The 13,748-nt window shown below is 68.2% G+C and carries 13 protein-coding genes; 7 read left to right on the top strand and 6 right to left on the bottom strand.

Annotated elements, in window-relative coordinates; all coding sequences use genetic code 11:
- Positions 1–28 precede the first annotated feature (28 nt).
- On the top strand, positions 29–1,270 hold the full coding sequence (locus Y900_RS13425; RefSeq protein ID WP_036342413.1) for an MCE family protein: 1,242 nt from the start codon (positions 29–31) through the stop codon (positions 1,268–1,270).
- 22 nt (positions 1,271–1,292) lie between these two features.
- On the opposite strand, the gene Y900_RS13420 is transcribed toward Y900_RS13425, so the two are convergent.
- Both Y900_RS13420 and Y900_RS13415 read right to left on the bottom strand, forming a co-directional pair.
- Positions 1,293–2,201, bottom strand: a complete 909-nt coding sequence (locus Y900_RS13420) for an LLM class F420-dependent oxidoreductase (RefSeq protein WP_036342412.1) — start codon at positions 2,199–2,201, stop codon at positions 1,293–1,295.
- Positions 2,194–2,910: a TetR/AcrR family transcriptional regulator gene (locus tag Y900_RS13415; protein ID WP_233209504.1), complete on the bottom strand. Its 717-nt coding sequence runs from the start codon at positions 2,908–2,910 to the stop codon at positions 2,194–2,196. The genes Y900_RS13420 and Y900_RS13415 overlap by 8 nt, the downstream gene beginning before the upstream one ends.
- A 171-nt stretch (positions 2,911–3,081) precedes the next feature.
- Between Y900_RS13415 and Y900_RS13410 the strand changes: the two genes are divergently transcribed.
- Positions 3,082–4,749, top strand: coding sequence for an acyl-CoA synthetase (locus Y900_RS13410; RefSeq protein WP_036342410.1), 1,668 nt, complete (start codon positions 3,082–3,084; stop codon positions 4,747–4,749).
- A 66-nt stretch (positions 4,750–4,815) separates the two neighbouring features.
- Here Y900_RS13410 and Y900_RS13405 read toward each other — a convergent pair whose 3' ends face one another.
- The gene (locus tag Y900_RS13405; RefSeq protein WP_036342407.1) at positions 4,816–5,640 is read right to left on the bottom strand and encodes a mycofactocin-coupled SDR family oxidoreductase; all 825 of its coding nucleotides are present in this window, start codon (positions 5,638–5,640) and stop codon (positions 4,816–4,818) included.
- A gap of 72 nt (positions 5,641–5,712) precedes the next feature.
- On the opposite strand from Y900_RS13405, the gene Y900_RS13400 reads away from it, so the two are divergent.
- The gene (locus tag Y900_RS13400; protein WP_036346661.1) at positions 5,713–6,390 is read left to right on the top strand and encodes a YoaK family protein; all 678 of its coding nucleotides are present in this window, start codon (positions 5,713–5,715) and stop codon (positions 6,388–6,390) included.
- On the opposite strand, the gene Y900_RS13395 is transcribed toward Y900_RS13400, so the two are convergent.
- Entirely contained in the window at positions 6,391–7,191 is an 801-nt protein-coding gene (locus tag Y900_RS13395; RefSeq protein WP_036342405.1) for an SDR family NAD(P)-dependent oxidoreductase, read from the bottom strand.
- A 4-nt stretch (positions 7,192–7,195) separates the two neighbouring features.
- Complete coding sequence (locus Y900_RS13390) at positions 7,196–8,044, bottom strand: TIGR03619 family F420-dependent LLM class oxidoreductase (protein ID WP_036342403.1); 849 nt, start codon at positions 8,042–8,044, stop codon at positions 7,196–7,198.
- A 97-nt stretch (positions 8,045–8,141) separates the two neighbouring features.
- On the opposite strand from Y900_RS13390, the gene Y900_RS13385 reads away from it, so the two are divergent.
- The 3 genes from Y900_RS13385 to Y900_RS13375 all read left to right on the top strand — a co-directional run bounded on the left by Y900_RS13385 (position 8,142) and on the right by Y900_RS13375 (position 12,240).
- Positions 8,142–9,617, top strand: a complete 1,476-nt coding sequence (locus Y900_RS13385) for an adenylate/guanylate cyclase domain-containing protein (RefSeq protein WP_036342401.1) — start codon at positions 8,142–8,144, stop codon at positions 9,615–9,617.
- A gap of 88 nt (positions 9,618–9,705) precedes the next feature.
- The gene (locus tag Y900_RS13380; protein ID WP_036342399.1) at positions 9,706–11,832 is read left to right on the top strand and encodes an elongation factor G-like protein EF-G2; all 2,127 of its coding nucleotides are present in this window, start codon (positions 9,706–9,708) and stop codon (positions 11,830–11,832) included.
- Positions 11,833–11,856: 24 nt separating this feature from the next.
- Entirely contained in the window at positions 11,857–12,240 is a 384-nt protein-coding gene (locus Y900_RS13375) for a PaaI family thioesterase (RefSeq protein ID WP_036342396.1), read from the top strand.
- A gap of 3 nt (positions 12,241–12,243) precedes the next feature.
- On the opposite strand, the gene Y900_RS13370 is transcribed toward Y900_RS13375, so the two are convergent.
- Positions 12,244–13,029 (bottom strand): thioesterase family protein, encoded by a 786-nt coding sequence (locus Y900_RS13370; RefSeq protein WP_036342393.1) that lies wholly within the window; start codon positions 13,027–13,029, stop codon positions 12,244–12,246.
- A 147-nt stretch (positions 13,030–13,176) separates the two neighbouring features.
- Here Y900_RS13370 and Y900_RS13365 point away from each other — a divergent pair, with 147 nt between their 5' ends.
- Positions 13,177–13,743: a TetR/AcrR family transcriptional regulator gene (locus tag Y900_RS13365; RefSeq protein ID WP_036342391.1), complete on the top strand. Its 567-nt coding sequence runs from the start codon at positions 13,177–13,179 to the stop codon at positions 13,741–13,743.
- The last annotated feature ends 5 nt before the right edge of the window (positions 13,744–13,748 follow it).

Below are 13,748 nucleotides of genomic sequence, written 5' to 3'. Positions count from 1 at the left end.
GGGGACCCCGAGATGGGTAGGCGCGGACATGGCTGACCGCGACGGCGCCGCGCCCGGGTGGCTCGAGTCCCGCGCCCGGCACTGGCAGTTCTCACCCCCGCTGAAGACCGCATTCGCGGTGACCGCGATCCTGCTCACGATCATCGTAGTGCTGGTCTACATGCAGTTCCGGGGCGAGTTCACACCCAAGACCCAGTTGACCCTCATCTCGCAGCGAGCCGGACTGGTGATGGACCCGGGGTCGAAAGTGACGTACAACGGCGTCGAGATCGGCCGCGTCACCGGCGTCGACGCCGTCGAACGTGACGGCACCACCAAGGCCAAGCTGTCACTGGACGTCAACCCGAAATACGTCGCGCTCATCCCGGCCAACGCCATCGCCGAGGTCCAGGCCAGCACCGTCTTCGGCAACAAGTACGTGTCCTTCCGCAGCCCGCCCGACCCGTCCAAGCAACGAATCTCCAGCGGCGACGTGATCGACGTGTCCCACGTGACGACCGAGTTCAACACCTTGTTCGAGACGCTCATCTCGATCTCGGAGAAGGTGGATCCGGTCAAGCTGAACATGACGCTCAGCGCGGCCGCCGAGGCGCTCAACGGCCTGGGCACCAAGTTCGGTAAGTCGATCGTCAACGGCAACGCGGTGCTCGACGACGTCAACCCGCAGATGCCGCAGATCCGCACCGACATCCGGCAGCTGTCGAACCTGGCCGATGTCTACATCAAGGCCAGCCCGGCGTTCTGGGATTCCCTCGACCATGCGGTCACCACGGCCAGCACACTGAACGCCCAGCAGAAGGATCTCGACGCCGCGCTGTTGGCGTCCACCGGATTCGGCAACACCGGCGCCGACATCTTCGAACGCGGCGGCCCGTACTTCGTGCGCGGCCAGGCCGACCTGATCCCGACCGCCCAACTGTTCGATACCTACAGCCCCGAGATCCTGTGCACCGTGCGCAATTACGCGACGTCCAACGCGAAGGACAGTGCCGGCGGCAACGGCTACTCGATCGACTTCCACATCGGCCTGACCGGCGCACCCAATCCCTACGTGTATCCCGACAACCTGCCGCGGGTGAACGCCAAGGGCGGTCCCGGCGGAGCGCCCGGCTGTTGGCAGCCCATCACCCACGACTTCTGGCCGGCACCGTTCCTGGTCGCCGACTACGGCGCCTCGCTCGCGCCCTACAACCACTTCGAACTCGGCCAGCCCATCCTCACCGAGTACGTGTGGGGACGTCAGGTCGGCGAGAACACGATCAACCCCTGAAGTCGACCTAGCCCTTCAGCGATCAGCCCTTGAGGTCGAGCGCCGACGCCAGCTCGCGCAATGCCGGGCGTGGATCCCAGCTCGGGTCGCCGTCGCCGAGCACCTGCACCACCACATGGTCGGCACCGGCGTCGAGGTGCGCCGTCACCGACGCGGCGGCCTGCTCGACCGAACCCTGCCCCACGATGCGCTCGGCAAGACGGTCGGAACCGCCGCGCACCAGATCGGACTCGTCAAAGCCCTGCCGCAGCCACGAGTTGCGGTAGTTCGGCAGCCCCGAATAGACCTCAAGATGCAGGTGCGCCCGGCGCATCTGCTCCTCGGCGCTCTCCCCGACGACGACGGCCTGCTCGGACACCACCCACTTGTCCGGGCCGAGGATTTCCCGGGTGGTCGCGGTCTGCTCCGGCAGCACCAGGTAGGGATGCGCACCGTCGGCGTGCGTGCCGGACAGCTCGATCATCTTCGGGCCGAGGGCCGCCAGCAGACGGGTCGGACGCCCGGAGCCCGGCTCCACGAATTCCGGCAGACCGGCCATTCGGTCCAGGTAGCTGCGCATGGTGGCCAGTGGCTTGTCGTAGGTTCCGCCGAGCATGTTCTCGACCAACGGACCGTGGCTGACGCCGAGACCGAGAACGAAACGGCCCGGGTAAGCGGCGGTCAGGCTGCGGCCGCCACCCTCGGCGATCGTCGCCAACCGGGCGTGGATGTTGGCGATCCCGGTGCCCAGCACGAGGCGCTGCGTTCCGGCCAGGAACACCGCAGACTGCACCATGCAGTCCTTCAGGCCGACTTCCGGGATGAACAGCGACCCGAAGCCGAGCGCTTCGATCTCCTGCGCTACTTCGACAGCTGCGGGCATCGACCAACTCTCGCTCGCCCACCACACGCCGATTCGGGCCGGAAAGTCGATGGTCGGGCGGTCAGTCAAGGTCGCTCCTCAGTGGTTCGGTCGGGGGAAGTGATTCGATGCGCAGGGTGTCGCCTGTCAGCATGGCGATCGAACTGCGAAGCTCTTCAGCCGGGGTCGGCGGCGGCAGCGCCTGCTGCGGCCCGACCCGGAACGAGTCGACCATCAGTGCGGCGAAGCGGCGCCACGCGTCCGGTGCGTGCTCGCGGGTCGCTTCCAGGACACCGGTGTTGGCCAGCAGCATCACCACGATGTCCCCGACGCCGATGTCCGGACGCAGCGTCCCGTCCTGTTGCGCCCGGGTGATCACCTGCCCGAGTTTCGCAACGGCTTCGGCGGCGCGCTGCTCGATGACGGAACTGGCCGGGAAAGCGGTGGTGAGCAGCGCCCGCAGTCCGGGGTCGGAGGCCTGCAGCGCACAGACGTCGTAGACAAGGTCTTGAAAGCCGTCCCAGGCGCACGGGTTGGCCAGCGCCTTGTCGACCGCGTCCTCGTAGGAGGTCATGTTCCGCTCGAACGCCGCGATCGCCAGATCGGTGCGGGTTGGGAAACGCCGGTAGAGGGTCGCCACCCCCACCTCTGCTGCGCGGGCCACGTCTTCCAGCGGAACCGACAGGCCCTGCTCGGCAAACAGCCGGGCGGCAGCGGAGACGATCCGCTCCCGATTGCGTTCGGCGTCGGCCCGTAGTGGCCTGGATCGCTCCGCACCCCGATGTGCGCCTGGAATCACCAGGCCAGACTACTCGCCGAAGTGGAGGGGCACCACCATTTAAGGCTGGTGACGCACCCCGCCGCCGTCGACGTGGGGTGGTCCCGCTGGGTGATGTTCCGCCACGGGTCGACGCCTGCGCCCGTGGCAGACTAGAACGCGTTCTAGTCTCGGCCACCCGGAGGACCGCCCATGAGCAGCGCCGTCAGCTTCGACCTTTCGTCGGTGTTCCACACCGTCGCCGAGACGCTGCCGGATCACGAGGCTCTCATCTGGCGGGGTCAACGCCTGACCTACGCACAACTCGACGCCCGCATCGACGGCGTCGCGCACTATCTCACCGCGCAGGGACTGGGCTGCCACACCGAACGTGACCAACTGGCGCCGCACGAATCCGGCCAGGACCACATCGGGCTCTACCTGCGCAACGGAAATCAGTACCTCGAAGCCATGGTCGCCGGCTACCGGGCCCGGGTCGCGCCCTTCAACGTCAACTACCGCTACGTGGAGGAAGAGCTCCTCTACCTGCTGACCGACTCGCGCGCCAAGGCCCTGGTCTACGGCGCCGAGTTCGCGCCGTGCGTGGCCGCGATCCGCGACCGGCTCCCGGAGCTGCGGGTCCTGATCCAGGTCGCCGACTCTTCCGGCAACGAATTGTTGCCCGGCGCAGTCGATTACGAATCCATCGTCAGCACGCCCGAGCCGGCCGGTGGCATGCCCACCCCGAGCGGCGACGATCTCTACATCCTCTACACCGGTGGAACCACCGGGATGCCCAAGGGCGTGTTGTGGCGCCAGCACGACATCTTCATGTCGGCGATGGGTGGCCGGCCGTTCGGATCGGACACGTCGCTGTCGACGTACGCCGAACTCGCCGAGCAGGCCCGGACGAACGCCGGGTTCCGCTCGGTGCTGATGATCCCGCCGCTGATGCACGGAGCGGCGCAGTGGGCGGCGTTCAACATGTTCAGCACCGGCGGCTGGATGGTACTGCCCGACGACGTCGACCGTCTCAACGCCCCCGCCGTCATGCGACTGGCCGAACGCGAACGCGTGCTGAGCATTCCGGTGGTCGGCGATGCGATCGCCCGGCCGCTGCTCGACGAGATCGAGACCGGCAACTACGACCTGTCCGGGCTGGTGACCATCACCAACGGCGGCGCGCCGCTGTCGCCGACCGTCCGCGAACGGCTGCTGGCCGCATTGCCCAACCTGATGGTGCTCGACGCCGTCGGGGCGTCGGAGACCGGCATGCAGATGACGACGATGGCAGCCAAGGGCGTCGAGCAGAAGGCCGCCACCTTCACCCCACAGCACGACACCGCCATCATCTCAACGGATTTCGCCCATGTACTCGCACCCGGTGACGGTGAGGGCTGGCTGGCGCGACGGGCCTACGTTCCGCTGGGCTACCTCGGTGACGCCGAGAAGTCGGCGCGCACCTTCCCCACCATCGACGGCGTGCGCTGGTCGGTGCCCGGTGACCGCGCCCGGTTCCTGGAAGACGGTCAGATCGAACTGCTGGGCCGTGATTCGGTCACCATCAATTCCGGTGGGGAGAAGATCTTCGCCGAGGAGGTCGAGCGCGCGGTCGCCAGCCATCCCGCGGTGTACGACGTGGTGGTCGCCGGGCGGCCGTCGGAACGCTGGGGCAGCGAGGTGGTGGCCATCGTGCAGTTCGCCGAGGGGCAGAGCGCCACCGATGCCCAGCTCGCCGAGGCCTGCCGCGAGCACATCGCGCACTACAAGCTGCCGAAGGCGTTCATCCGCACCGACAAAGTGCTGCGCTCCCCCGCAGGCAAGGCCGATTACCGCTGGGCCAAGGAGCTCGCCGTGGAAAGCCTTGGCGCCCAAGCCTAGATCGCCGAGCGTCACACCAGCGTCACGCTGAGCGCTGAACGTCACACCAGAGTGACGCTCGGCGGGCTACACCTTCATGTAGCCCTTGTCGGCCGGAATCTGGGCGGCCGTCAGCAGTGCCGACGCATCACTGGCCAGGAACAGCACGACTTCGCTGACCTGATTCGGCGCGATCAGCGACTCGGTGGGCAGCGCGCCCGGCGAGAAGCTGTACACGTAGTGCGGGTGCTTCTCGAACGTCGAGTACATCGACAGGTCGTTGCCCAGGGCCGTGTCGACACCGTAGGTGTGCACCGAGTTCACCCGTATCCCGTACTCGCCCACCTCGAGTGCGAGCGAATTCGCCAGTCCCACAACGCCGAACTTGCTGGCGCAGTAGTGCCCGGCGCCCGGCACGGCCTTGATTCCCGCCGACGAGCTGATCGCGATGATCGAACCACCGTTGCCGGCCTCGATCATCGCCGGCACGCAGGCCTGCACGGTGTTGAAGAACCCGGTGAGGTTGACGTCGATGATCTCCTGCCACTGCTCCTGCGGGATCTCCCAGGCGCGGCCCCAGCTCATCACTCCGGCATTGGCGACGACGACGTCGAGGCGGCCGAATTGCTCGATGGCAGAGGCGATCACCCGCTTCTGCCCGTCGTGGTCGCGCACATCGACCCGCCCGGCGCTGATCTTGACGCCTTCGTCCTCCACCAGGCGCACGGTGTCGGCGAGATCCTCCGGGGTCGACGGTTCGTACCCGATGTGGTTGCCCACCGGCCCGCAGGCGTCGATGGTGACGATGTCGGCGCCGGCCTGGGCCAGCCGCACACAATGCGCGCGGCCCTGTCCCCTGGCCCCGCCGGTCACGTACGCGACTTTGCCCTCCAAGGGGCGATCACTTGTCACCGGCTCACCATACGGTCGCAAGGTTCCTGGATGGTCGGGAATTCGGGAACCGCTCAGACTGCTGTGCACCGTATGCAGAGCAAGCTCGCCGCACCCACCACGTCGCGGCGCACCATCGCGGCACTGTTGAGCCTCACCGCGGGCACCGGGGTGATCGACGCCGTGTCCTACCTCGGGCTCGGTCACGTCTTCGTCGCCAACATGACGGGCAACATCGTTTTCCTCGGTTTCGCGGCAAACCCCAGCTCTGGGCTGTCGGCGTGGATGGCGCTGATCGCGTTGGGCGCGTTCATGTTCGGCGCACTGGTGGGCGGCGCCGTCGGTCACCGCGTGGCCGCGTCGCCGACGTGGCCGATGTCGGTGCTGCTGGTGCAGGCGGCGCTGCTCGGTGTCGTCGCGGCGACTGCCGGCGTCTTCGGCATCTCGACGGTGGGCCGCCCGGTCATCGTCGCGACGCTGGCGTTCGCGTACGGCCTGCAGAACAGCACGGCCCGGCGGATGGCGGTCGCCGACCTGACCACCACGGTGCTGACGCTGACGGTGACGGGACTGGCTGCCGACAGTCGTGTTGCGGGAGGCCCGGGCGCCAAGCCCGTCCGCCGGTTGGCCTCGATCGCCACGATGCTGGCCGGTGCGGTCGCCGGGGCGCTGCTGGTACAGGTGTCGGTGGCGTTGACCATCGCGGTCGCCGCCGGGTGCGTGCTGGTGTCCGCGGTCCTGTTCGGCGTGGACCGCCGCGCCGACAGCTGATCAGGCCGGCCCGAACCGTGCGCCGCCCTCGGCGTGGTACCACCCGCCCGCAGCCTGGGTACCGCCGTCGACGTGCAGCGTCTGACCGGTGATGTAGCGCGCCATGTCCGAGGCGAGAAAGACTGCCGCCGAGGCTATCTCGTCGACATCACCGAGCCGGCCCAGCGGAACGGCCTGGCTCAGTTCGGGCCGTATCCCGTTCGGCGACAGCGCCAGCAGGCCCTCGGTGACGGTGATGTCGGGTGCGATGGCGTTGACCCGGATACCGTGCGGCGCCAGTTCGAAGGCCGCCGTCCTGGTGTAGTTGACGACCCCGGCCTTCGCCGCGGAGTAGGCCGCGTATCCAGGTGCCGCTCGGACCCCCTCGATGGAGGTCACGGAGATGACGCTGCCGCCGCGGGCGTCCTCGACCAGCTGCCTGGCCACCCGTTGCGTGCACAGCAGAACGTGTCGAAGGTTCGCCTTGTACAAAGCGTCCCAACCGTTTTCGCTGGTGTCCAGCAGGGGGGAGGCGAATACCCCGCCGGCGTTGTTGACCAGGATGCTGACCGGTCCGAGCTCGTCGCGGGTACGCGCCAGTGCGGCGTCGACCTGTCCGCTGTCACGAACGTCGGCCACGATGCCGAGCACCCCCAGCTCGGCCGCGGTCGCCGCGCAGCTGTCGGCGTCACGTTCCCAGATGGCGACCGTCGCACCGAATTGCGTGAGCCCGGCAGCGATCCCCCGACCGATGCCGGTCCCACCGCCGGTCACCACCGCCACCTGGCCGGTCAGCAGGATGTCCGACGGCGTGATCGTCACGGCCTCACCTCCGCGATGGATTCAGCACGGCATCGGCGAAGCGGGCGATGCCGTCGAGCGCCTCGCGGGTACGCCGCCACGGCATGACGATCATCCGGTCGATGCCCGCATCGGCCGCGCGGCGCACATCTGCGGGTGCATCGGCCGGGGCCGACGCGGTCACCTCGGGCTTTCCGATCCGTCCGTGTTCAGCCCAGAGCGCCGAGAGCTTCTGCACCGATCCGGGGATCTGGTCCAGGGTGTGGTTCATCGGGATCCAGCCGGACCCGAACCGGGCAACCCGGCGCATCGCGGGCAGGCCGTCGCCTCCGACGTGGATCGGCGGTCCGCCCGGCTGCACCGGCTTGGGTTCGAAGGCGACGGCGTCGAAGTCGAAGAACCGGCCGTGGTGCTCGACGGTCGGCTCGGTCCAGAGCGCGCGGCACACCTCGAGCGCCTCGTCGACGCGGGCGCCGCGGCTGCCGAAGTCCAGACCCGCGGCGTCCCACTCCTCGCGCAGCCAGCTGGCGCCGATCCCGAAGTCGAACCGGCCGTCCGAGACGACGTCCAGCGTCGTGGCCGCGCGGGCGCTGACGAACGGGTGGCGCAAGCCGATGTTGTAGACGTAGGTGCCCAGTCGGATCGTGCTGGTCTGGCCGGCCAGATACGACAGGTACGCGATCGCGTCGAACATCGGCGTCTGCGGGGGAATCGGCGGATGACTGTCGCCGTGATGGGGGCTGCCGGACATCTCGGCGGGCAGCACCAGATGCTCGGGAAGCCACACCGACTCGTAGCCCAACTCCTCGGCCCGCACCGTCAGGTCCCGCCACAGGCCGGGGTGAACGCCACCCAGTGGAATCCCGAACTTCACAGCGCGGATGTTACGCAGCGGGCAGCGCCATCGGAAGCACTACTCTCATTTTCGGAGAGCATGATTCTGCCCGGTTGTCGCAGTAGCGTCTGAACCCATGACGGCGAGCAGGCTGAAGGTCCGCTACGCCCTCGCCCTCGTGCTCGCGCAGATCCTCGCGGGCGTCGAGCTGACCGCGCTGGTGATGCCGCTGCGCCACGAGTTGGTGCCCCAAGCCGAGACCGTCTTCGGAACCGACACCCTGATCGCCTCGGTCACGCTGTCGGTGTTCGGCTTCGCCGGATCGATCGGCTACGCGATCCTGGTCGTCGACCGCAGGCTGCGCTGGTTCACCGCGGGTGAGCCGCCAACCCATCGCGATCAGGTGTTCGTCGAGCGGTTCCTGCGTCACCAGTCGGCGCTGTTGGCGGCCATCTGGTTGATCAGCGGCACCATAATGTTCGTCATCAACCGCGACGGCGGCGCCGCCGCGGCCTGGCTGATCGGCATGCTGGTGCTGTTCGGCATCACCACCTCGGCGGGCGCCGCGCTGCTGCTGATCCAGCGGCCCATGCGCCCGATCACCGCGGCTGTCATGGGGCCGGCGCCCGGGCGCGACACCGCACCGGGCGTGCTGCCGCGGCTGCTGCTGATGTGGCTGATGAGCAGTGCCCTGCCCAGCATCGGGATCGCGGTGGTGGTGCTGATGCGCGCCAGCGGCTGGATCATCCAGAAGAACGCGTCGATCGAGATTCCCGTCATCGTGCTGTCGGTGATCTCGGTTCTGGTCGGGCTGCGCGGCATGGCGATCGTCGCGCTGTCCATCTCAGACCCGGTGCATGACGTCGTCGCCGCCATGGCCAAGGTCGAGCGCGGCCAGATCGGGACCCGGGTCGACGTCTACGAACGTTCCGAAATCGGGCGGCTGCAAAGCGGTTTCAACCGCATGGTGGCCGGGCTTGCCGAACGCGACCGGCTGCGCGATCTGTTCGGCCGCCACGTGGGGACGGACGTGGCGCTACGCGCGGTCAGCGACGCCGACAGCCTCACCGGCGAGGTTCGGGAGGCGGCCGTGCTGTTCGTCGATCTGGTCGGCTCGACGCAGCTGGCGCAAAGCAGTTCGCCGGCCGAGGTGGCCGGGGTGCTCAACGACTTCTTCCAGATCGTCGTCGATTCGGTCGACGAACGGCACGGCCTGATCAACAAGTTCCAGGGCGACGCGGTGCTGGCGGTGTTCGGTGCGCCCCTGCCCAGTCCCCGCGCGGCGTCCGACGCGTTGGCGACCGCCCGCGCGCTGACGGTCGCGCTGCGGCGGCTTCCCGTCGTGGACTTCGGCATCGGGGTGTCGGCCGGACGGGTGTTCGCCGGCAACATCGGTGCCGAGCATCGCTACGAGTACACGGTGATCGGCGATGCGGTCAACGAGGCTGCGCGCCTTGCCGATCGGGCCAAGGCCACCGGCGAGCGCGCGTTGTGCTCGAACGCCGCCCTGACCAACGCCGACACCGCTGAGCGTGCGCACTGGGTGGAGTACGCCTCGGAGGTGCTCCGCGGCCGGCTCGAGCCGACCCGAATGTCAGCGCCCACCGCCTGAATTACATCGATCCCTTGTGCCGACCGCGGCATCGGGTGGATGGTGGCTACATCGATTCTGCGCGCCTGCGCGCGCCAGGAGGTTTGTCATGGCCGACAAGACGAACACTTCCCAGGCCGCCCGATCGGCTCCCGCCGCGGACAGTCCGGCCGCCATCCGCAACGTCGTGCTCGTCGGCCCGTCCGGTGCCGGCAAGACCACGCTCGTCGAAAGCCTTCTTGTCGCCTCCGGCGTCCTCCCACGGGCCGGCTCGGTGGTCGATGGCACCACGGTGTGCGATTTCGACGATGCGGCCATCCGCCAACAACGCTCGGTCGGGCTGGCCCTGGCACCCATCCCACACGACGGGATCAAGGTCAACCTGATCGACACCCCGGGCTACGCCGACTTCGTCGGTGAGCTGCGGGCCGGCCTGCGCGCCGCAGAGTGTGCGTTGTTCGTGATCGCCGCGAACGAGGAGGTCGACGAGGCGACCAAGAGGCTGTGGCATGAATGCGACGACGTCGGAATGCCACGCGCGGTGGCGATCACCAAACTCGATCACGCCCGCGCCAACTACGACACCGCGCTGCGTGCGGCGCAGGATGCCTTCGGCGACAAGGTCCTACCGCTGTACCTGCCCACCGAGGCAGGTTTGGTCGGATTGCTGTCGGGCAGCCAGTACGACTACCGGGCCGGCACCCGGACCGTCCATCCGCCCGACGACACGTACACCGCTCGGATCGACGAGCATCGTGGCGCCCTGATCGAAGGCATCATCGAGGAGTCCGAGGACGAATCGCTGATGGAGCGCTATCTCGGCGGTGAGGTGATCGACGAGACCGTGCTGATCGAGGATCTGGAGAGGGCCGTCGGGCGCGGCGCGTTCTTCCCCGTCATCCCCGTCTGCGGTGGCACCGGGGTCGGCACCGTCGAGCTGCTCGAAGTCGCCGCCCGCGGCTTCCCGTCACCGCCCGAGCACGTTCTGCCCGAGGTCTACACCCCGCACGGCGTGGCCCGCGGCGGCCTGTCCTGCGATCCGGACGGACCGCTCCTGGCCGAGGTGGTCAAGACGACGTCGGACCCCTATGTCGGCAGGGTCAGCCTGGTCCGGGTGTTCTCCGGCACCATCAGGCCCGACACCACAGTGCATGTGTCGGGCCATTTTTCGGCCTTCTTCGAGGCGAACACGCACGCCGATCACGACGAAGACGAACGCATCGGCACACTGTCGTTCCCGTTGGGTAAGCAGCAGCGCGCCGCCAGGCAGGTGGTGGCGGGTGACATCTGCGCTATCGGCAGACTCACCCGAGCCGAGACCGGAGACACGTTGTCGGACAAGACAGATCCGCTACTGCTCAAACCGTGGACCATGCCGGAGCCGCTGCTGCCGGTGGCGATCGCCGCCCGCGCCAAGACCGACGAAGACAAGCTTTCGGTCGGCTTGCAGCGGCTGGCCGCCGAGGACCCGACGCTGCGCATCGAGCAGAACCCCGAAACTCATCAGATCGTGTTGTGGTGTATGGGCGAAGCGCACTCCAGCGTGGTGCTCGACGCGCTGGCGAGCCGTTACGGCGTCAACGTCGACACTGTCGAAGTCCGGATCCCGTTGCGTGAGACCTTCGGTGGTCCTGCCAAGGGCCACGGCCGCCACGTCAAGCAGTCCGGCGGACACGGCCAGTTCGCGGTGTGCGACATCGAAGTGGAGCCACTTCCGCAGGGCGGCGGCTTCGAGTTCGTCGACAAGGTCGTCGGCGGCGCGGTTCCCCGCCAGTTCATCCCGAGCGTCGAGAAAGGGGTGCGCGCCCAGATGGAGCGCGGCGTGCACGGCGGCTATCCCGTCGTCGACATCCGGGTGACGCTGGTCGACGGCAAAGCGCACAGCGTCGACTCCTCCGACATGGCGTTCCAGATGGCCGGCGGGCTGGCGTTGCGGGAGGCCGCCGCGGCGGCCCGCATCGATGTGCTCGAACCGGTCGACGAGGTCACCATCGACGTGCCCGACGATCTGGTCGGCGCGGTGATGGGCGATCTGTCCGGTAGGCGGGGTCGGGTGCTGGGCACCGAGCAGGCCCGCGAGAACCACACTCTGATCCGGGCCGAGGTGCCGCAGGCGGAGCTGACCCGGTACGCGATCGATATGCGCAGCCTCACCCACGGCGCCGCGTCGTTCACCCGGTCCTTCGCCCGCTACGAGCCGATGCCGGAAACCGCGGCAGCGAAGGTCCAGGTCTAGCGTCGCGCGGTAACGTCGTTCTCCATGACCGCACCGCGCTCGCTTCGGGAGTTGTTCGACCAGCTCGGCCTGCAGGTCGTCGAAGCGACGGACGACACCGTCGTCCTGGAGATGCCGGTGGACGAGCGCACCACGAACACCGCGGGTGGACTCCAGGGCGGACTGATCGCCACGATGGCCGATGTGGCCGCCGGGCAGCTGGCCTCCCGCGCCACCCCGTTCGGGTTCGGCATCGCCACCACCGACCTGTTCGTCCGCTATCTACGGCCGATCAAGGTCGGCCCGGCCCGCGCGGTGGCCAAGATCCTGCGCACCGGCAAGCGTTCGGTGGTGGTGCAGGTGGACATCCACCGCGGCGAGGACAACGAGCTGGCCGCGACCAGCACGATCAACTTCGCCGCGGTCTGAGGCCTACCCGATTCCGGAACCGGGCCGGACGGTCAAGCTCTGCGACACCGCACCGATCGGGCCGGTTGCGTCGTGAATGATGCTGTGCGTCAATCCGATTCCGGTGGGGCCGATCGACACTGCGGTGTCGAAGCCCACCCACTCGCCAGCCGGCTCGGCGAAAAAGTGCGCGGTGAGATCCAGATTGGGGAACGCCACCTCGCGCGGATCCACCAGCACCGCCATCCCGTTGGCGATATCGAGCAATCCCGCCGCGCGGGCCAGCGGGCTCACCTGCTCGCCGTCGAGCAGCGGCACCGCAGTGCGCACCCAGTAGACGGCTCGGCCTGGTCGCTCCTCGGCACGTCGCACCTCGGCCGACGCGATGAAACCACCCGGCCACACCGCACTCGGATCCCATTCCGGCATCTCCGCCGGCGACGGAATGGGCCGCAGACCGCTGCCGCGTAGCGCCGACGTGTCATAACCCTTCATCAGCCAGGCTCGCGCGAGCACCACCGCGCGGTCCTGGTGCGTCAGAGTGGCTTCGACGAGTTCGATGGTTCGGCCAGGCCGGAGCACCCGCACCTCGACCTCCTCGACGACACCGACGGGCACCGTCCCCAGGATGTCGTAGCTCAGCCGCGCCACCGCCAGATGTCCGTTCCCGCGGGCGTCCCGGTCGGTTTCGATGGCGTGCGCGAGCAGTCCGAACGACGGGGCGATGTGCTGTTCGGCGAGATTCCACGCGCCGCCGGCATGCTCGTTGGCGCGGTAGGAGTGACCGGACACCCGGCTGAAGTACGACATTCGGGCGACGTTACTGCGCTGGTCGTCGGGGAGGATGCCGCGTTCCGGTCATCGACTCTGCGCTCTCGGGCTTCCGACGCGCGCTGAGCGCCGAGTCGGTGGCCGCACTCTGGTGCCACGCGATTATGTATGGTTACATACATAGGCATGACGAGCCCCCGGGAACGGATGGTCGCCTCCGCCGCACTGTTGATCCGCGAGCGCGGAGCGCAGTCCACCGCTATCGCCGACGTCTTGGCGCACAGCGGGGCTCCGCGCGGCTCGGCATACCACTACTTTCCCGGCGGGCGCGCTCAATTACTCAGCGAGGCAGTCGATTACGTCGCTGACTTTGTGGCGGACAAGTTGGCCAAAGCCTCCAACAGCCTCGAGATGCTCGACGGGCTGACCCGCTTCTATCGCAAGAACCTGCTCGAGACCGACTACCGCGCCGGCTGCCCGGTGGTGGCCGTCGCCGTCGAATCCGGGGAGCCGGATAACGCCAACCCGGTGATCGACCGGGCCGCCGAGGCGTTCACCCGCTGGAACGACCTGATCGCTGCGCGCCTGATGGCCGACGGAATTGCGAAGGACCGCGCCGACGAGATGGCGGTGACCACGACCGCCGCGTTGGAAGGCGCCATCGTGCTCGCCCGAGCGGCGCGCGACACCAAACCGCTCGACATCGTCCATCGGCAACTGCGCGACCTGCTCGAAGCCGAACTGCCCACTTAGGAGAT

The sequence above is a fragment of the Mycolicibacterium aromaticivorans JS19b1 = JCM 16368 genome, from assembly GCF_000559085.1.
Taxonomy (GTDB): Bacteria; Actinomycetota; Actinomycetes; order Mycobacteriales; family Mycobacteriaceae; genus Mycobacterium; species Mycobacterium aromaticivorans.
The sequence above is the reverse complement of the archived record's forward strand: the minus strand, read 5'-3'. Positions and strand labels throughout refer to the sequence as shown.